Here is a 17,570-nt window from a genome sequence, read left to right on the forward strand (position 1 = left end):
AGCGAGTCTGCCTGTGGAGGAGATGTAAGTCGATCTGGTAAAACTTCGGTTTTGTTGGACGCTATCCCCGTTGAATCAGGAAGCCAGCGCTGTACCGCCTAAGCGGTCAGCGTCTGGTAGTTCACGTATAGCTCTACCTGTATCAGGACAAATCAAAACCCAAATAGTGTAAGGCGGCGCGAAACGCCGCCTTACACTATTTGGATTTTATGTTCTAACAAAAATGGCGACAGCTATAAGTACCTAGATTTAATAAAACCAAGAACCCAAATAAGCGAAATCGCCCGCTTTGCGGGTGATTTCGCTTATTTGGGTTTTATATTTAATTATGTCTACCTACTTAGTACAGAAATATCTTTGAAAGAAAAGCACTGTAAAAAACCATTTAAGAATTGTCTAGATCCCCCCCCAGCCCCCCTTAAAAAAGGCGTTAATATACTTGACACACCGAGTAAATTTTCACCCCCCTCAGTCCCCCCTTCCTAAGGGGGGAAGTCTAAGTTCTCCCCCTTCCCAAGGGGGAGTTAGAGGGGGGGTAGAGGTTTGGTGCGTCAAGTAATTAATGCCTTAAAAAAGGGGGGAGAATTAAATTCTTCCCCCTTTTTAAGGGGGATTGAGGGGGATCTCTTAGAGCTTTTAACCGCAGAAAGGAATTCTTAAATGGGTTCTAAGATCTTCAGCTTTAAGTTCTAAGCAAATTGCTCAATTAAAACTTTAATTAACTCAGTTTTATTGTATATGTTTTCTCATATTCAACTAATTTTTATCCCTTTGGAAACATGGGAAATATAAGCAGCCCAATTCGTAAATTGAACTATCTAACCAATAGGTTTCTGATGCCGTTGCTCAGTCTAGCTGTGGTTTTTAGTTTGGTTTTAGTTGCGTTAGGCAGTTGGAATGCATGGCAAATCTCTCAGAGCTTTAATTTAAAAATCACTCCTGAATTTCAACTACAACGGCTAAGCGATGAGATTATCTATCTCGATGAAGTACTCACCATGTCTGCAAAGATGGCATCGTCAACAGGAGATTTACAATGGGAAAATCGGTATCGCACGTTTGAACCGAAGCTTGATGCAGTAATCAAACAAACTATTGCGATCGCTCCAGAAACCTATGCAAGTCATGCTATCCAAACTGATAAGGCAAACATCAAATTAGTTGCAATGGAAAATGAAGCATTTAACTTGATTCGTCAAGGAAAATCGCAAAAAGCTCTTGCTATATTATCTAGCGCAGAATATGAACAACAGAAACGGATTTATAGCGAGGGAATGCAACTAACTAGTACAGCTTTACAATCAAGAGTCAAATCCAACTTAGAATTTTATGGTTCCACTTTGTCATGGTCTAGTCTATTTAGTCTCTTAAGCTTGCTAATTTTAATAGTAGCTTGGATAACTATTCTAGGGTTAGTATATCAATACATTAATTATCGTAAACGTACAGAAAGAAAACTTTTAGAAACTAAAACAAAGCTAGAGAAGACTAATGAGAGTTTAGGAGAGTCAGAAACTGCTCTCAGGCAAAAAGCAGAAGCTTTAGAAAAAGCTATGCATGATTTAAAGTTGAGTCAATCTCAAATGCTGCAAAATGAAAAAATGTCTAGCTTAGGGCTGCTAGTTGCAGGAATTGCTCATGAAATCAATAATCCAGTCAACTTCATTTATGGCAATGTTAAATATATTCAAGAATATGTCAGTGACTTATTCCACTTCATTGGTTTATATCAAAAGCACTATTTAGAACCAGTTCCTGAAATACAGAGTGCTTTAGATTCTATCAATCTCAATTTTTTACAGGAAGATCTACTCAAAATCTTAGGTTCTATTAAGATTGGTAGTGAGCGAATTCAACAGATAGTTTTGTTATTGCGAAATTTTTCGCGGATGGATCAGGCTGATTTAAAAAAAGTCGATATTCATCAAGGTATTGATAGTACATTACAGATTTTAGAATATTACTTGAAATCTAAGGCTGAGTTCGATCAGATTGAAATCATCAAAAATTACGGGGATATCCCTCTAGTGGAATGCTACGCTGGTGCATTAAATCAGGTGTTTATGAATATCTTGACTAATGCCATAGATGCTTTAGATGAGATAAAATCTAGTGCCATTGACCCTATAGCAGCAGAAGATCCCAATCTGTGTCAATCAGGACAAATTCACATCAGAACTGCTCTGATTGATACAAATTGGGTAGAGATTGTAATTGAAGACAATGGCATGGGAATGTCAACATCAGTTAGAGATAAAATATTTGACCCATTTTTTACGACTAAACCTGTTGGCAAAGGTACAGGCATGGGAATGTCGATCAGTTATCAGATCATTGTTGAGCAGCATGGCGGAGTTATAGAGTGTTATTCGGAACTCAATCAAGGAACCCAATTTAAGATTAGAATTCCACTTATTCAACCACCAAATCCACCTAAAGAATTTAAATTAGCCGCACTCTGACTCACACGCATCGCTGACTGCGAGAACACTTGAAAAGCCTTCCGAATTTCGCCATCGCTATTCGCAGGTGTAAGAATCCATTCATCACGAATTCCCATATCTTTAAACACTTGACGAAAATTCGTAGAGCCATCGTCAATGCCCATCGCCGCGATAATGTGATTTTCCATCCGCAGCATATCGTGGGCGATCGCTGCTACATCCTTAGCTGTATGACGCATCGAATGGCAATCATCACCGTCAGTAATAATCAGGGTCACGGTGCGAACAGGCACGCCATTATCCGAGAATTCCTGAGATTTCGCTAATACAGTCCCCAATAGCACCACAGTTTGATCATAAAGGGGTGTACCTTGATTGGGCGTATAATTCTTGGAATCCATGCGAATTGCCTGTGCGATCGGGCAGTAAGGATAGAGAATAGTTCCATTTAGATAACGATTGTGAATCAGAATATTATCCTGTTGCTGTGAAGATGTAAGCGCATCGATGACGGAGTTATGTCCGCCACGCACTGCTTGAGCATTTCCTGAGTACTGGATCGAGCCAGAGTCATCGGGCATAATCGTAACTAGCACAACTTCGCTAGACATGACATCATCAACATGGATGCCAAGCCCTGCTTGGATTTGTGCGCCAAGATCATAAACAGTAAGTGCCTGCAAAGATTCATTGGAAAGGGTTCCATCATCTAAAGCGGATTGAAAGAGATCGTTAATGTTTGTCATTTTATTTGGTGATTGGTGATTGGTGATACTCCCTTCCCAGTGAAAGAATAGACGTTGCGGCGCTTCGCGCCGCAACGCTATTTCTTGGTTTTATATGTCTATTTCTTCGGTGGGAAGGGAGTATGAATTTGATTTGTTGATCTGTAGGGGTTTAGCATTTGCGCCACAATCTTGAACACATCATAGAAATCTAGATTCGCAAATGCTAAACCCTCTCGGCTTTCCACAAGTAATTTGTCCCTGCGCTTCAAGGTCTTGGGCAGAGCATTACTGTATGAAGATGATCTAAAAATAGAGAGATGGTGGCAGTAATGCTCTGCCCCTACAGCAATAATTAAGAGGATAACAGGCGCTCAAAAAATCCTTTTTTAGATTGAATAGATTCTAAATATTCTCTAAGCAAGCGTTCAATCAATTCTGAGCTAGTTGTATTTTCTTTCGCAAGGATTGCCACTAGATATTTCTCTGTTTCATAGTCAAGATTGATACTCATCATAGGATTGACCTCCTAAAACTGGATTTGATTGAGAGTTTTACTGCACGAAGCGCAGTAAAACTCGTTAAGCAAGGTTAAGATCTGACCAAGTTTCCATTGCGTCAGTGGATTTGACAAGGTGCATCCCTGCATTAGCAAATCGCTGAAAGGCAGCATCCGCTTGATCGGTGTAGTCCACCACGTTAGGAACGACCACAGGCGAAGTGCAATCTTCGAGTAGATAGACTTTCTTCGCGAGTTTAGGATCATGAGCAAGGATTTCGCTGAGCAAATCTTGGATTGTCCATGCGACGCAATGGCTCTTGGCTTGACCTGCAATAATTACAGCATCAAACTCCAATAATCTTTGCAAGAAGCGTGTATTTTTCTGAGCGATCGGTCTACCATCGGCTCCATCCATCACTTCAGGACGCAATACGGAATAATTTTCAGTGAGAGGATTACCGCCTTTAATCTCGAAATTAGTCTGACTGTGCCTTGCGATATTGTGAAAGAACATCGCTTCTTCGACAGAAGAAACTAGCGCGTGACCGATACCGCCGAGCATAGAGTGATACGCCCAAACCGTAAGTGGAAACTTGCCTTCATCGCTAAGCTTCTGCACATAATGCAAAGCGTGACGCTGAATTGCCATGTAGTTGCCTTTGGCAAGACTATAGGCGATCGCAGGATTTACTTTCCACTTGCCTTGCTGCACATCTTCTAGAGTAATCGATGTAGCATTAGGCATAGGATGTTCACCCGCATCATTCACCCAGAAAATAGGATGAAAAATCTGCATGGCAGTATGGGTATCCATCGTGGGCGCGATTTCGCTGATGTGGTGCAAGTTGCGATAGATGAATTCACACAGCCGCACATTATCCTCGATCGCACCAGTTCCAGATCGTCCACCAACAAAAAGCTCATGATCGGGAATACAAAAGGTATTCTGCACATCGATCGCCATCAAACAAATTTTCTTGCGATCCTTTGCGGCAGGCGTAATACCATGCTGTTTCGCCCATGCTTCGGCTTGGTTAGCGCGATCTTGATAAGGAACGCGCCAGACCGATCCGACTTTGTGGCGATCGAAGAATGCGGGAATGGGAAGTTGAGTAACGATTTGAGTAGTCATATTTTTATCTCCTAAATATTTAAGCCATTTGCAATTGCAAAATCTTTTGTGAGTGAATTACATAAATACCTTGCGAACCGACAATGAGAGAACAGCCACTATCAACATAGGGTTCAGTTTCGGGAAACGTTTTAGTAATCATAATTTGTCCATTATTCACCTCAACTCTGGCGATGCCTTCGTCAGTGGGAACGAATAGCCAGTTAGCGATCGCACTACCTCCATGAATATTCATTAACCATGCAATATCACCTTTTTGTCCTGCGAGAGTTGATACTAATTCACCATTAGGACGCAATACAGAAACATGATGGATGATTTTGCCTTGCTCTTGGGTGATGGTGAAGAACCAGCAGAGGTCATTGCTAAAGACGCAATTTGCATCAATTAATTCTCCTTGAATGGGTGGAATATTCACGCGATCGCAAATTCCCATACGTTTAGCATCAAAGGTAAAAGCGACACTAATCGCACCTGCCCGATAAAAGCCAAAACCAAAGGTTTCACCAATCCAGAACTGAGTTTGTCCTTCGAGAATGTCGCCAATATATTCATTCCCTAGCTTGCCATCGCGTAACAATTGACCTTGATCAATCCAATAGCGAGAGAAGGAATTGGCTCGGATTAGTTCGGCGGCGATCGCTTGCGGTGGTTGTCCTTGATTGAGCGTAAGAGCTTTTCCTTGTTTGGTAACGATTGTAGACTTACCAAAGATTGCGAATTGAATATTAGCATCGAGTTCTCCTGACAATAAAACTGTGTTATCTTCGCGTTTGAATTCGTGATTAGCGTGATAGAGATAATTGAGAGAATTGTTTTGTAAAGCAAATTGAAGAATTATCCCTTCAGTTTGGAATATTTGCAAAACCTTACAAGACGTTTTTCCCATCTTGTTCCCCTCTCCCAGTGGGAGAGGGGCTAGGGGTGAGGGTCTACAAATTGGGCAATTAGTCCTTAAATGTTCGATTCCACATTGATTACATTTTGTCCAACGCATTGATGCGAGAAGGTTTTGAGGAAAAACTCCGCGCCAATCTTTTTCAAAGCAGTTATGGAAATACTGGAGCAAATCATCAGAGAGAACTTTGCAAGGGATTGCAGGTTTAGGATATCGCACATCAGGATGAAAAATGGTGATCCTTTGTAGTGGTCTGGCGCTGTGAGGGATTTGCGATGCTTGAGATTTAGGCTTGTAAACGCCGCCATAGGGATCGACATAGAGAAGGCTCTGCATCAACATCACCGTGAAGGCATACCAATCAGAATCAGGATTATGGGAACTGATGAGAATTGGTTGATTGGCTTGGCGATCGCACAATAACGGATCAACAAATCGCGCCGTAAATACCTGACAGGGAAACTGTCCAAACTGAAAGGAATCAGCATCAATGAGATGGACTTGATTTTGAGAAACCAATAAATTCAAATCATTGAAATCACCAATCGTGACATTTGCTTGATGAACTTTGAGAACTGTTTCATGTAAATCGCGAAATAAGTTCGTCACAACTTGCTGTGAGATGGCGTTAGTTTGACGATAATTGCGATCGCTATATTTCAAAAGTGGCACTGTATTTTGCAAAAATGGCATTGCATAGCCCAGAATATTCACGCCTTGTTTATCCGTTGCCAAGGTTTCAGGCTTGATTACTCTTGCTGGCAAATTTTGAGGGAAGCCCCGCAGTTTTTGCTGATGCAATGCTAGTCTGGCGGTTGCCGCCAGTTGCTCTTGGGGAAGCATTTGATAATCAGGATGATCGGCGGTTTTGAATAGTTTGAGAACTTGACCATTCTTTAAGTCATAGATATCAGCCTCGCCACCCTTGCCGATCGCATTTTTAGGATTTAGTTTAATCCGCTTTTGATTGAGATAGATATCCATAAAAGTTCTCCACAACTGCACGCATATTGTTATCGAGATAGCTCAAGGCTTGTTTAGCAATATCTTGGGGAACACCACCATAAAAAGCTTCGGCAATACCACCTGTGATGCAAGCGAGTGTATCGCTATCACCACCGAGAGAAATTGCATTACGAATTGCATCTTCAAAATCTGTTGATTCTAGAAAAGCGATAATTGCTTCAGGCACAGTTTCTTGACAGGATTCGTTAAATATATAGACAGGACGAATCTCATCTACAGTGCGATTTAAGTCATAGCCAAAAGATTTAGCGATCGCATTTTTTATTTCCTCCTTGCTCTGACCTTGACGCGCCATCAAGATAGCCACAGCCGTTGCTTGCGCTCCCTTGACTCCTTCAGGATGATTATGGGTCACTTCCGCCGATCGCTTAGCTTCATTCATCACCGATTCCAAGTCATCATAGGCAAATCCGATAGAACTGACTCGCATTGCTGAGCCATTACCCCAGCTATTGTATGGCTCCATACTCTCAAAACGAATCCACTGAGCAAAGCGTCCACCATAGCCACGATTGGTATATTTACGAGCATAGTTTTTGATGTATTCTGCATAATTGCCTTGATGCATCAAGCAATCAGCTACTGCTACAGTTAACACTGAGTCATCGGTAAAATCACATCCTCCACTAAAGAGAGGGAAGTCTTTTGAGCGATGATTATTAAATTCGTAAATGGAACCGACGATATCACCGACAATTGCGCCTAACATAGTTTTCAAGTAAAAAGGTAAAAGGTAAAAGGTAAAATAGTCTTGCTCCCCTCGCCCTATGGGAGAGGGGCTGGGGGTGAGGGTCTTCTTATCACAATTAAACTCGTATCATCAGAAAGCACACCAGATCGCTTAATTAGCTCTCGTTTCTGCCAATCTGGTTTTACTTCCTCACGATTTAGCATTGCTAACTTACGTCTTATGGCATCAGGATTTTTGAAGTAACGATCTTCTTGCCAAAACTGACTTACCTCTTCCACAGCGATCAAATCATCAATTCCATCGGTAGCAATTAGAATAGATTCTAATTCTGATGTAGGGATACGATCGCGAATCTCAAAACTCACTGCTTCAGGTCGATACAAGCCGTAAGCAAGATAGGGCGGGGCGTTATCGGGATAGGCTGGAATTTGAGTAAGTTTGCCATTAACAGCGATCGCCCCATCGCCCATAGAGAAAGCAACTGTTTCGCTAGGAGTGATGACTAAGCCCACAATTGTAAATAATAGATAGTTATTCACAAATTGCATCACAGATTCTTGAGTCTCATTAGTCGAGATCTCCACAAAAGCCTTTACTTTCTGTAAGAGATTAATTTTAAGCACATTCCAAAAATCAGGCTCAGATATTGCTAACCCTTGATGGAGTAAATCGGCGATCGCATCAGTCACCATCAGCGTACCGAGCTTTGCCCCAACCTCGCTATGTTTACCACTGCCGCAGCCGTCACACACTACAGCCGTCATAAAGTTATCCCACAGGACAATCCGCAGCGCATCCTGATTATTTTTGCTAGCAAGAACATGGTTGCGCCCAATAATTGAACCGCAGGCATATTCAAACTGACTTGACAAATTTTCACCCGCTAAATCAGGAATTTGCAGCGATCGCAGTTCAGGAAGTTCTACTTGTTCTTGCATGACGTTATAGTGTATAAACTACACAAACTACTATAGTGTCATTTTTACACTATGTCAAGCCTGATCAAGGAAAAAGTTAAATGGAAAAAGGAAAAATTTATCAAATGTATAATTATGAATATCCACGACCTGCTCTTACTGTGGATTGCATCGTATTTGGACTTGATGCTCAGCAGGAACTCAAAGTGATGCTAATCCAGCGCAATATTCCGCCATTTCAAGGACAATGGGCGATCCCTGGGGGATTTGTACGGATTGATGAAACTTTAGAACAGGCGGCTTTGCGAGAATTGCAAGAAGAGACAGGAATACATGATGTTTACCTAGAGCAACTTTACACATTCGGTGATTTGGGGCGCGATCCCCGCGATCGCACAGTTACTGTCGCCTATTACGCATTGATTAATTTAGTGGAGCAAAAAATCCAAGCATCCACTGATGCGCGTGAGGCTGATTGGTTCGCCATCTCGAAAATTCCGCCTTTAGCCTTTGACCATAATCAGATCTTGCAAACGGCGATCGCCAGATTACGCAACAAAATTCGTTATGAACCAATTGGCTTTGAGCTATTACCCAAAAACTTTACCCTGTCACAACTCCAAAAACTCTATGAAACTGTATTAGATCGATCTTTAGACAAACGTAACTTTCGTAAAAAAATTCTTGGCATGGACTTGCTCATTGATACAGGAAAAGTCGAACACAATGTCGCCCATCGTGCTGCAAAACTTTATGAATTTGATGAGACTAAATACTTACAGTTAAAACAAAATGGATTTAATTTTGAAATCTAAAACCAAAGATTACTACTTTCCTACCCGCAAATTATTGGTGCGGCGCTTCACGCCGCACCAATAATTTGCGGGTTTTAATGTCTATTTTTAGACAAAGAAGAGAGTAGAGGTGATGATTTGTATTGTCTCTTATCTTTCTTAACAAGACGATCACCAAATTAGCGATCGCAAACAGAGTATTACCGTTAGGATGTATAAGTACAGCACTAAGCAAATCAAACAAATCTATCGATTTGCTAGCCCACCTTTAAGTCAAACTTTATGTATAAAAGGGAACTCAAGCTTTCAAGTCAATATACAAATAACTTCTATAATGGCTCAATCTACGATCTTGTTTTTTTAGACTTAGAATGGTGTCGCGATTTTCATAAGAATGCCACAGTACAAAAAATATTTGGTTATACACTCACACGCATTTTAGAAGATAGTAACGAGCAATACATAAAAATCCAATTTATCGAATCAAGTACACAAGAAAAGAGGATAATTCAAGACATCTTAAATGACTTACAAAGTTTACAGGGCAAATATTTCATTGGTTATGGATTGTCAACTAGTGATATGTTTTGCTTACGTCAAAGAATTGATGCTCTAGATTTCATTCCTAAAGTTGATAGTATTAAAATACTAGATTTACAAAGAATTATTCAACGGACAGACCTCAATCAAGGTTTGAATAATTTATTTGCTTATTTAGAAATTCCTATTTATAAAAGAATTAAGGGATACTATGTTTTTCGGAATGGAGTAAAGGTATTACGGAAAGAAAGAGGATATGAAACAATTCTTAATGAAATTTACGAATATTGTTTAGAAGATGCCGAAAATTATTTTCATATTATTAGCAATTGGCAAACCCAATTCCCCCTAGTCGATCGCCATAAACACCAAATAATTAACCTCAAAATCGATCCGCGATCGGAGCAACGCATTAAATCAAGACGTGGCGCTGCATTACAAAGACCATCCCACTAAATTTAACATGAGTTCGATATAGCCATTTACGTATAGCAGTGCAAGAGATAGCTAGGACAAATCAAAACTCAAAAGATGAGTGGCGGCGCTTCGCGCCGCCACTCATCTTTTGGGTTTACAGCCTTCTAGTTTTAACGTGAGTTCGTCATCACTTCACTCAACCTCATTCTTGAGCGACTTTTCCTTTCTCCCTGCTTATTGATGGCAACATTGGTTGCTCTTGCCAGTATTTTTCAAAACTTTGGCAGAAATCATCTCCGTCGAACTGACGTTAAATTAACGTCAGTTCGACAAAAGTGGAACGCTGAGATTGGGGCTTGGTCTCCAAGCCCCTACATATGTGTAAATGTAGGGGCTTGGTCTCCAAGCCCTCTTTCTAACTTAACGCCAGTTCGACAAAAGCGAAAAATGGTAAGAATCGCTAAACGATTCTTACCATTTTTCGCCATTTGCGTCGTGCTTCGCACGATGCAAATGGCAATATCGAACTCACGTTAATTTAATAAAGAGCCAGATTTTTGAAGACGCAGGTTCGCTGCGTCATCAAAAATCTGGCTCTTTATTTTATGGCTAAGCCCTTACTGGGTTTAGGTTGTAATACTTGAACGTATGACTACATTCTTGTGCATTGCTATTTGCACTGTTTATTTAAGTATTTTTTTAGATATACTTTGGTAAATAGGATCTATTAGCTAATACCAAACCGTAAAATGGCGTAGCCATTTTACGGTTTTAAAAAACCTACTGGGTTTGATGTTTAATTCACAAAAGTGTAACTACACTTTCGTGAATTGGTATAACACTTGAAGATCTATCAGTAAGATCCAGACCCATTGTTATGGCGAGGCGAAGCCACGCCATAACAATGGTTTCTGTATTTCTAACTATAGTGCTTTGCGCTCAAATCAAAACTGAGAAAACTTTTGAAAGTGTTGCTTTGCAACACTTTCAAAAGTTTTCTTATGGTTCATTTGATCTGTAATTGCTGTAAGTATTTGCAGGTAGTTAGGAATAATTAGTACAAACTCTAAGTCGATATCTTTGCGTCTGTAAACCATGGGAAACTTGATGTCAGAGTTGGGAGAATCTATAAAGCTTGAGAATCAGCAATCGCTGCGTATTTTGATTATTGAAGATGTGGAAGCTGATGTGGAGCTAACCTTATTGGCTCTTGAATCATCAGGTTTAACTTTTATCCATGACATTACAGCTACGGCGATCGAATGCCAAAATTTTTTACAAACCAAAATCTACGATGTTGTCTTGTCTGATTATCGATTGCCTAGTTTTAATGGGTTACAGGCTTTTAGTTTTCTCAAGCAATCAGGACAAGATATTCCATTCATTTTGATTACGGGCAGTTTAGGGGAAGAATCCGCCGTTGAATGCATCAAAGCGGGGATGACGGATTATGTGTTGAAGGATCGGTTATTTCGGTTGCCTAGTGTCTTACATCGGGCTTTGCAAGAGTTTGCATTACGCCAGCAGCAAAAAGCGGCGATCGCCCGAATTGAGCAGCAAGCATGGCGCGAAACTATTATCAATCGCATTGTCCAATCTATGCGAGAGACTCTCGTTTTAGCTGAGGTATTGCAAACAACGGCTGATCTATTACAGGAAGCTTTAAATGTCACTCATTGTTTAATCTTTCAGCCAGATAATTCGCAGCAAATGCGGGTATGCTATGCCAGTGCAAAGAATATCGATCAGGATGAACTTATCGTTGGTTTGTCTTGTGAGTTTTATACCCATTATCAAGATGTTTTGATCCAAGGAAAACAAATTCCTATTTATCAAATTAGCGAAGATCTTCCAGAGGAGCTAAGAGACTTAGCAAAACAGTATAGTATTCAGTCTCTTTTGATCACCTCTCTGTTGTATCAACAAACTTATTTAGGTGGAATTAGTTTGTATCAGTGCGATCGCGAACGTATTTGGTCTGAGAATGAGCTATCACTCGTTAAGGCGATCGCTGATCAATGTGCGATCGCTATCCATCAGTCAGAACTCTATCAAAATGCACAATCAGAGTTAGCAGAGCGCAAAAAGATGGAAGCTCAATTGCGGCATGATGCTTTTCATGATTCGTTAACAGGCTTGCCAAATCGTTCCTTATTTTTAGATCGTCTTAACCATGCTCTGCAACTATCCAATCGACGCGCATATTTAAATTCAAGTAATCTCCCAGAAAAGTTTGCAGTTCTCTTTTTAGACTTGGATCGATTTAAGGTAATCAATGATAGTCTTGGGCATTTAGCAGGTGATCAGCTATTAAAGACTGTGGCAAAACGTCTCGTTGACTGTCTGCGGGGAGGGGATACAGTCGCGAGGCTAGGGGGAGATGAATTTGTAATGTTGCTTGAAGAAATTGAAGATCTTAATGATGTCATTGAGGTTGTGCAGAGGATCAAGGAATCATTGAAAGTGCCAGTTTTTCTTGATAGCAATGAAATAGTGATTAGTACGAGTATTGGTATTGCCCTAAACTCTACTGACTATACGCAACCAGATCAGCTACTGCGTGATGCTGACACGGCTATGTATCGCGCTAAAGAACAAGGTAGAGATCGACATGAAATATTTAATCCTGCCATGCATACGGAAGCGCTCAAAAAACTACGACTAGAGAACGAGTTACGACGAGCCATTGAACGCCAAGAATTACGAATTCATTACCAACCAATTGTTTGCTTGAAGTCACGACGTATATTGGGATTTGAAGCTCTTGTTCGTTGGCAACATCCTGAGCAAGGATTGATATACCCTGCGGAATTTATTTCCCTTGCGGAGGATGCAGGACTAATCGTGGCAATTGATTTTTGGGTGTTAGAGCAGGCTTGCTTTCAGTTAAAAGTATGGCAAGAGCAGTTTCCGATCGCAGCAACTCTAACCATGAGTGTTAATTTATCTGCTAAACAGTTTGCTAAATCTGATTTGTTTGCTCAAATCGAGAATATACTCCAGAAAACGCAGCTAAATCATCATCATTTGAAGATCGAAGTAACTGAAAGTATATTAATTGAGAAAACCTCTTTAGCAGCGCAAATATTAGGAGAATTAAATGATCACAATATTCAAACTTGTATTGATGATTTTGGTACGGGGTATTCTTCATTAAGCTATTTGCATCGATTCCCGATTCATACCCTCAAGATCGATCGCTCCTTTATAAATCAACTCGATCGTCATTCTGGAGATAGTGAAATCGTCAAAGCAATAATTGTTTTGGGAATAAATCTGGGCTTAAATGTGATAGCGGAAGGAGTAGAAACTGCTGAGCAGTTGGACTATCTGAAAAGATATAATTGTGATGCAGGGCAGGGATATTATCTATTTGCACCTTTAGAAGCTGTGGCGATCGCTTCATTACTGGAGACTATACCAAGTAGTTCAGAAGAATTAGACCTATTAAAGCTCAAATTTGAATAGTCTAAAAACACAAAATGGCTACGCCATTTTGTGTTTCGGTATTACAGGGTGTTCGCCTGTTCCAAGGTACTGACATTCACCAATTTCAAGCTGGGAGTTGTGCGTTTCACTAGTCCTGTCAGAACTTTGCCTGTGCCAACTTCGATTACTTGTTCATATCCTTGAGCAGCAAGATACAAACAGATTTCGCGCCAACGCACTGGGGAGGTCATCTGTTGAGTGAGGCGATCGCGCAAAAGCTGACCAGAAGTCGTAGCATCATTTGGCTCTACATTGGAAATGACAGGAATTGTCGCTTCGTTAAAAATCGTCTGTTCAAGAATAGCCGTAAATTTAGTCGATGCATCCGCCATTAGAGGGGAATGGAAAGCACCACTTACCGCCAAAGAAATTGCTCTCTTAGATTTGACCTGTTCGCAAATTGATTTTACCGCCGCTTCTGTTCCTGAAATCACGGCTTGATCGTTGCTATTGTCATTAGCCAAAATTACGTTTTCAGTTTGGGCGATCGCTGTTTCTAAGGCATTGCGATCAAACCCAAGCAGAGCCGTCATTGCACCACCGCTTGCTTCTGACATCAGGAGCGATCGCTGCTTCACTAATTCTAAACCTGTGGCAAAATCCACTACACCCGCACAATAGAGCGCACTATATTCGCCCAAGCTATGCCCTGTCACTGCATCTGGTTTTGCGCCTTTTTCTTGCAATATATCGGCAAGAATTGCCGATATTACATACAAGCAAGGCTGGGTAAATTCGGTTTTGGCAAGTTCCTTCGCGTCTGTCTGGGATTTTTCTAAAATCGACCATCCCAAAATTTGCTCGGCTTTGTCGAACTTATCCTTGCCTACTTCCGCAAGATCCAAGCCCATGCCAACAGCCTGAGAACCTTGTCCAGGGAAAACCCATACATTTCTGGTCATTTTTATAAAATATTTATTAAACTTTGGTTACATTCTACAGTTTAGCGCCATGTGAACCCTAAGGAATTTTTGGAAAGTGTTGCAAAGCAGCACTTTCCAAAAATTCCTTAGTTTGTCTTTGAGCGCCAAGCTAGGGCAAACAACCCCAAAATACAAGTAGCGGCACTACTTGTATTTTGGGGTTACTAACGTCAGTTCGACGAAAGCGAAAAATGGTAAGAATCGCTAAGCGATTCTTACCATTTTTCGCCATTTGCGGCGTGCTTCGCACGCCGCAAATGGCTATATCGAACTCACGTGTTGTTAAAACCTTTGCTGGGAATGGTATTAATACAAATTAGAGACATAAGAGGCATAGCCGTTATAAATTTGCGTAGCATAGCGATCGCCTGTGCCTAGCATCTTTTCACTAGCCTGAGACCAACGGGGATGGGGAATATTTGGATTGACATTGGCAAGAAAATCATACTCTTCGGGAATACGCATATTCCAAAATGTAGCTGGTTGGCGATCGCTAAATTCAATATTGACTATCGATTTAATGCTTTTATAGCCATATTTCCAAGGCAAAACTAATCGAATCGGAGCGCCATGTTGTTTGGGTAACTCATGTCCATAGATGCCCACAGCCATAAAAGCAAGTTCATTCATCGCTTCCTTAATTGTTAGCCCTTCCGTATAGGGCCAAGGCTCGCTCTGCAAAATCTGTCTTCTTGCCTGCTCAGGTCGAAAGAAAGTTGTAAATTTAACATGGGTTGCATTAGCCTTTGGTTCCACTAATTCAATTAATCGCTTGAGAGGGAACCCAGACCAAGGAACTGCCATCGCCCATGCTTCCACACAACGATGGCGATACAGACGTTCTTCGATAGGCATTTTGGCAATCAAATCCTCGATCGCAAATTTTTGGGGATTTGCTACTAAGCCAGATACTTCCACAGTCCAAGGATGTGGTTGGAATCTACCAACTTTTTCCCATACATACTTGTCGCTGCTAAATTCATAGAAATTAGTGTAAACAGCAGCACTATATTCATCGGTGATTGGGCGATCAAGGGTAAAAGCAAGATTGCGAGAAGTGGTAATTGCTTTTAAGAGATCGTCTAGTAGTTTTTGTTTGACAATGGCTTTTTTTTCTTCGAGGGTTTGACATCCAGCTAATAATCCCATAATGCTCAGGCTACCTAATCCAGCTTTCTTCATAAATCTCCGCCGATTTAGATAAACTGATTCTGAGGTTGCTTGACTTTCAGGCAGAAACCAATCTGGAAGAATCTTGATCAAAGTCATAGGAACATCCAACTATTTTAGAGCCTACAACTATAGTAGACCGATCACCAACCAAGAACAGACTAAGGATGGTTGGCGCAAAGCGCCGCCCATCCTTTTGAGCAAACCTATTTACAGCGCAAAGCGCACAAATCCAAATTAAGAAAATATTTAAAAGTGTTGCAAATCAACACTTTTAAATATTTTCTTGCAGTTCGTTTGATCGGTAATTGCTATAAAAACCGTAGTAAAAGCTATAGACTAATTTGAGAAAAAATATTTAAGAATTCTAATTTGATGAAAAAAACAACAAAACAACTTTGCAGCTTTGCGATCGCTGCTCTGATGTCTTGCTTACTTGCAATATCTTGTACTCCAACTAGCAGTAACAACGCCACTACAACTAATAGCCCTAATACAGGCAGTAATCAGCCCCCAATTCCCATTGGTATTGCAGTTGCTCAAACTAGTAATGTTTCATTACTAGGCCAAGAACAAGTCACAGGTGCAAAAATTGCTGAGACCTATTTCAATCAACAAGGTGGCATCAATGGCACTCCAATTCGTCTAATTTTTCAAGATACCGCAGGTGATGAGCAGGGTACAATTAACGCCTTTAACACACTAATTTCCCAAGACAAAGTTGTTGGTATCGTTGGTCCAACACTCTCACAGCAAGCATTCAGTGCTGATCCCATTGCTGAACGAGCAGGCGTACCCGTGATCGCCCCATCGAATACCGCTAAGGGAATTCCTCAAATTGGTAAATATATTTCACGAGTATCAGCTCCTGTAGCTGTAGTCGCTCCCAATGCGATCGAGGCTGCCCTTAAAATCAATCCTCAAATCAAAAAAGTAGCGGTTTTCTACGCCCAAAATGATGCTTTCAGCAAATCAGAAACAGGTACTTTCCAAGAAACAGTTAAGAAAAAAGGTTTAGAACTAGCAACAGTCCAAACCTTCCAAACTACTGATACTGATTTTCAATCCCAAGTAACTAATACTATCAATATCAAGCCTGACTTAGTTATCATTTCAGGTCTATCTGCTGATGGTGGAAACCTTGTCAAGCAGTTGCGTGAACTAGGTTATAAAGGTCTAATCATCGGTGGGAATGGATTAAATACTTCCAATATTCTGCCAGTGTGTAAAGCACTCTGTGATGGCATTATCATTGCCCAAGCCTATAGCCCTGAATTGAAGAATGAAATAAATACTGCGTTTCGTCAGATCTATACTGAGCAGAACAAAAAAGAACCGCCACAGTTTACTGCTCAAGCATTTACAGGAGTGCAAGTATTCGTCGAAGCATTACGTACTCTCGATAAAACAACTAAGCTCAATACATTAGCATTGCCCCAACTTCGCACACAGCTAAATGACACATTGCTAGCAGGTAAATACGTTACGCCTCTCGGTGAAATATCCTTCACTCCCGAGGGCGAAATCGAACAAAAGCAATTCTTTGTAGCCCAAATCAAAATGGAAGCGGACGGCAATAGTGGTAAGTTCACATTCATTCAATAACTCTACATTATAGCTACAGTCTCACTTACCACTTTCCGCCATTTGCGTCGTGCAAAGCACGCCGCAAATGGCTATATCGAATTCACACGTCTCTTTAAGTGTTTATACCAATTCACGAAAGTGTGGCAACACTTTTGTGAATTAAAAACCAAGCCTAGTAAGGTTTAAAAAAACGTGAGTTCGATGGAGTAGACAAAAGCAAAAGAAAAGCTGAGACTAGGTTTGACAAACTAAAAGCCTCAGCAATATGAACAGTATCGTATCGCACTTGGATATCACGCGAATCTTCTGTGAAGT

At 40.8% G+C, this 17,570-nt stretch carries 13 protein-coding genes; 5 read left to right on the top strand and 8 right to left on the bottom strand.

The window, feature by feature from the left end:
• Positions 1-779 precede the first annotated feature (779 nt).
• Positions 780-2,462, top strand: a complete 1,683-nt coding sequence (locus tag VB775_RS25900; protein WP_281006641.1) for a sensor histidine kinase — start codon at positions 780-782, stop codon at positions 2,460-2,462.
• Here the strand turns inward: VB775_RS25900 and VB775_RS25905 are convergent.
• From VB775_RS25905 to VB775_RS25930, 6 genes are all read right to left on the bottom strand, one after another.
• Positions 2,417-3,190: a hypothetical protein gene (locus VB775_RS25905; protein ID WP_281006640.1), complete on the bottom strand. Its 774-nt coding sequence runs from the start codon at positions 3,188-3,190 to the stop codon at positions 2,417-2,419. The two genes, VB775_RS25900 and VB775_RS25905, sit on opposite strands and share 46 nt — an antisense overlap.
• 334 nt (positions 3,191-3,524) lie before the next feature.
• Positions 3,525-3,686 (bottom strand): hypothetical protein, encoded by a 162-nt coding sequence (locus VB775_RS25910; protein WP_190397928.1) that lies wholly within the window; start codon positions 3,684-3,686, stop codon positions 3,525-3,527.
• Positions 3,687-3,750: 64 nt separating this feature from the next.
• Positions 3,751-4,803 carry an isochorismatase gene (locus VB775_RS25915; protein ID WP_281006639.1) on the bottom strand — a complete coding sequence of 351 codons (1,053 nt, stop codon included), beginning with the start codon at positions 4,801-4,803 and terminating at the stop codon, positions 3,751-3,753.
• Positions 4,804-4,822: 19 nt separating this feature from the next.
• Complete coding sequence (locus VB775_RS25920; RefSeq protein WP_281006638.1) at positions 4,823-6,685, bottom strand: hypothetical protein; 1,863 nt, start codon at positions 6,683-6,685, stop codon at positions 4,823-4,825.
• The gene (locus VB775_RS25925) at positions 6,654-7,436 is read right to left on the bottom strand and encodes an ADP-ribosylglycohydrolase family protein (RefSeq protein ID WP_281006637.1); all 783 of its coding nucleotides are present in this window, start codon (positions 7,434-7,436) and stop codon (positions 6,654-6,656) included. The genes VB775_RS25920 and VB775_RS25925 overlap by 32 nt, the downstream gene beginning before the upstream one ends.
• A 56-nt stretch (positions 7,437-7,492) precedes the next feature.
• On the bottom strand, positions 7,493-8,356 hold the full coding sequence (locus tag VB775_RS25930; protein ID WP_281006636.1) for a protein phosphatase 2C domain-containing protein: 864 nt from the start codon (positions 8,354-8,356) through the stop codon (positions 7,493-7,495).
• 80 nt (positions 8,357-8,436) lie between these two features.
• On the opposite strand from VB775_RS25930, the gene VB775_RS25935 reads away from it, so the two are divergent.
• From VB775_RS25935 to VB775_RS25945, 3 genes are all read left to right on the top strand, one after another.
• A complete protein-coding gene (locus tag VB775_RS25935; RefSeq protein ID WP_281006635.1) occupies positions 8,437-9,150 on the top strand; it encodes an NUDIX hydrolase in 714 nt (237 codons plus the stop codon).
• A gap of 261 nt (positions 9,151-9,411) precedes the next feature.
• On the top strand, positions 9,412-10,125 hold the full coding sequence (locus VB775_RS25940) for a hypothetical protein (protein ID WP_281006634.1): 714 nt from the start codon (positions 9,412-9,414) through the stop codon (positions 10,123-10,125).
• 1,056 nt (positions 10,126-11,181) lie between these two features.
• The gene (locus tag VB775_RS25945; protein WP_281006633.1) at positions 11,182-13,554 is read left to right on the top strand and encodes an EAL domain-containing protein; all 2,373 of its coding nucleotides are present in this window, start codon (positions 11,182-11,184) and stop codon (positions 13,552-13,554) included.
• 41 nt (positions 13,555-13,595) lie between these two features.
• Here VB775_RS25945 and fabD read toward each other — a convergent pair whose 3' ends face one another.
• Both fabD and msrP read right to left on the bottom strand, forming a co-directional pair.
• A complete protein-coding gene (fabD, locus tag VB775_RS25950) occupies positions 13,596-14,477 on the bottom strand; it encodes an ACP S-malonyltransferase (RefSeq protein ID WP_281006632.1) in 882 nt (293 codons plus the stop codon).
• Between the two features lie 327 nt (positions 14,478-14,804).
• Complete coding sequence (gene msrP, locus VB775_RS25955) at positions 14,805-15,767, bottom strand: protein-methionine-sulfoxide reductase catalytic subunit MsrP (RefSeq protein ID WP_281006631.1); 963 nt, start codon at positions 15,765-15,767, stop codon at positions 14,805-14,807.
• A gap of 324 nt (positions 15,768-16,091) precedes the next feature.
• On the opposite strand from msrP, the gene VB775_RS25960 reads away from it, so the two are divergent.
• Positions 16,092-17,273: an ABC transporter substrate-binding protein gene (locus tag VB775_RS25960; RefSeq protein ID WP_407073001.1), complete on the top strand. Its 1,182-nt coding sequence runs from the start codon at positions 16,092-16,094 to the stop codon at positions 17,271-17,273.
• Positions 17,274-17,570 lie beyond the last annotated feature (297 nt).

The sequence above is a fragment of the Pseudanabaena sp. CCNP1317 genome, from assembly GCF_034931345.1.
Taxonomy (GTDB): Bacteria; Cyanobacteriota; Cyanobacteriia; order Pseudanabaenales; family Pseudanabaenaceae; genus Pseudanabaena; species Pseudanabaena galeata.

Coding starts and splice junctions, on each gene's coding strand:
- VB775_RS25900 (WP_281006641.1), top strand. CDS start 780: ATGGGAAATATAAGCAGCCCAATTCGTAAATTGAACTATCTAACCAAT.
- VB775_RS25905 (WP_281006640.1), bottom strand. CDS start 3,190: ATGACAAACATTAACGATCTCTTTCAATCCGCTTTAGATGATGGAACC.
- VB775_RS25910 (WP_190397928.1), bottom strand. CDS start 3,686: ATGATGAGTATCAATCTTGACTATGAAACAGAGAAATATCTAGTGGCA.
- VB775_RS25915 (WP_281006639.1), bottom strand. CDS start 4,803: ATGACTACTCAAATCGTTACTCAACTTCCCATTCCCGCATTCTTCGAT.
- VB775_RS25920 (WP_281006638.1), bottom strand. CDS start 6,685: ATGGATATCTATCTCAATCAAAAGCGGATTAAACTAAATCCTAAAAAT.
- VB775_RS25925 (WP_281006637.1), bottom strand. CDS start 7,436: ATGTTAGGCGCAATTGTCGGTGATATCGTCGGTTCCATTTACGAATTT.
- VB775_RS25930 (WP_281006636.1), bottom strand. CDS start 8,356: ATGCAAGAACAAGTAGAACTTCCTGAACTGCGATCGCTGCAAATTCCT.
- VB775_RS25935 (WP_281006635.1), top strand. CDS start 8,437: ATGGAAAAAGGAAAAATTTATCAAATGTATAATTATGAATATCCACGA.
- VB775_RS25940 (WP_281006634.1), top strand. CDS start 9,412: ATGTATAAAAGGGAACTCAAGCTTTCAAGTCAATATACAAATAACTTC.
- VB775_RS25945 (WP_281006633.1), top strand. CDS start 11,182: ATGGGAAACTTGATGTCAGAGTTGGGAGAATCTATAAAGCTTGAGAAT.
- fabD (WP_281006632.1), bottom strand. CDS start 14,477: ATGACCAGAAATGTATGGGTTTTCCCTGGACAAGGTTCTCAGGCTGTT.
- msrP (WP_281006631.1), bottom strand. CDS start 15,767: ATGACTTTGATCAAGATTCTTCCAGATTGGTTTCTGCCTGAAAGTCAA.
- VB775_RS25960 (WP_407073001.1), top strand. CDS start 16,092: ATGTCTTGCTTACTTGCAATATCTTGTACTCCAACTAGCAGTAACAAC.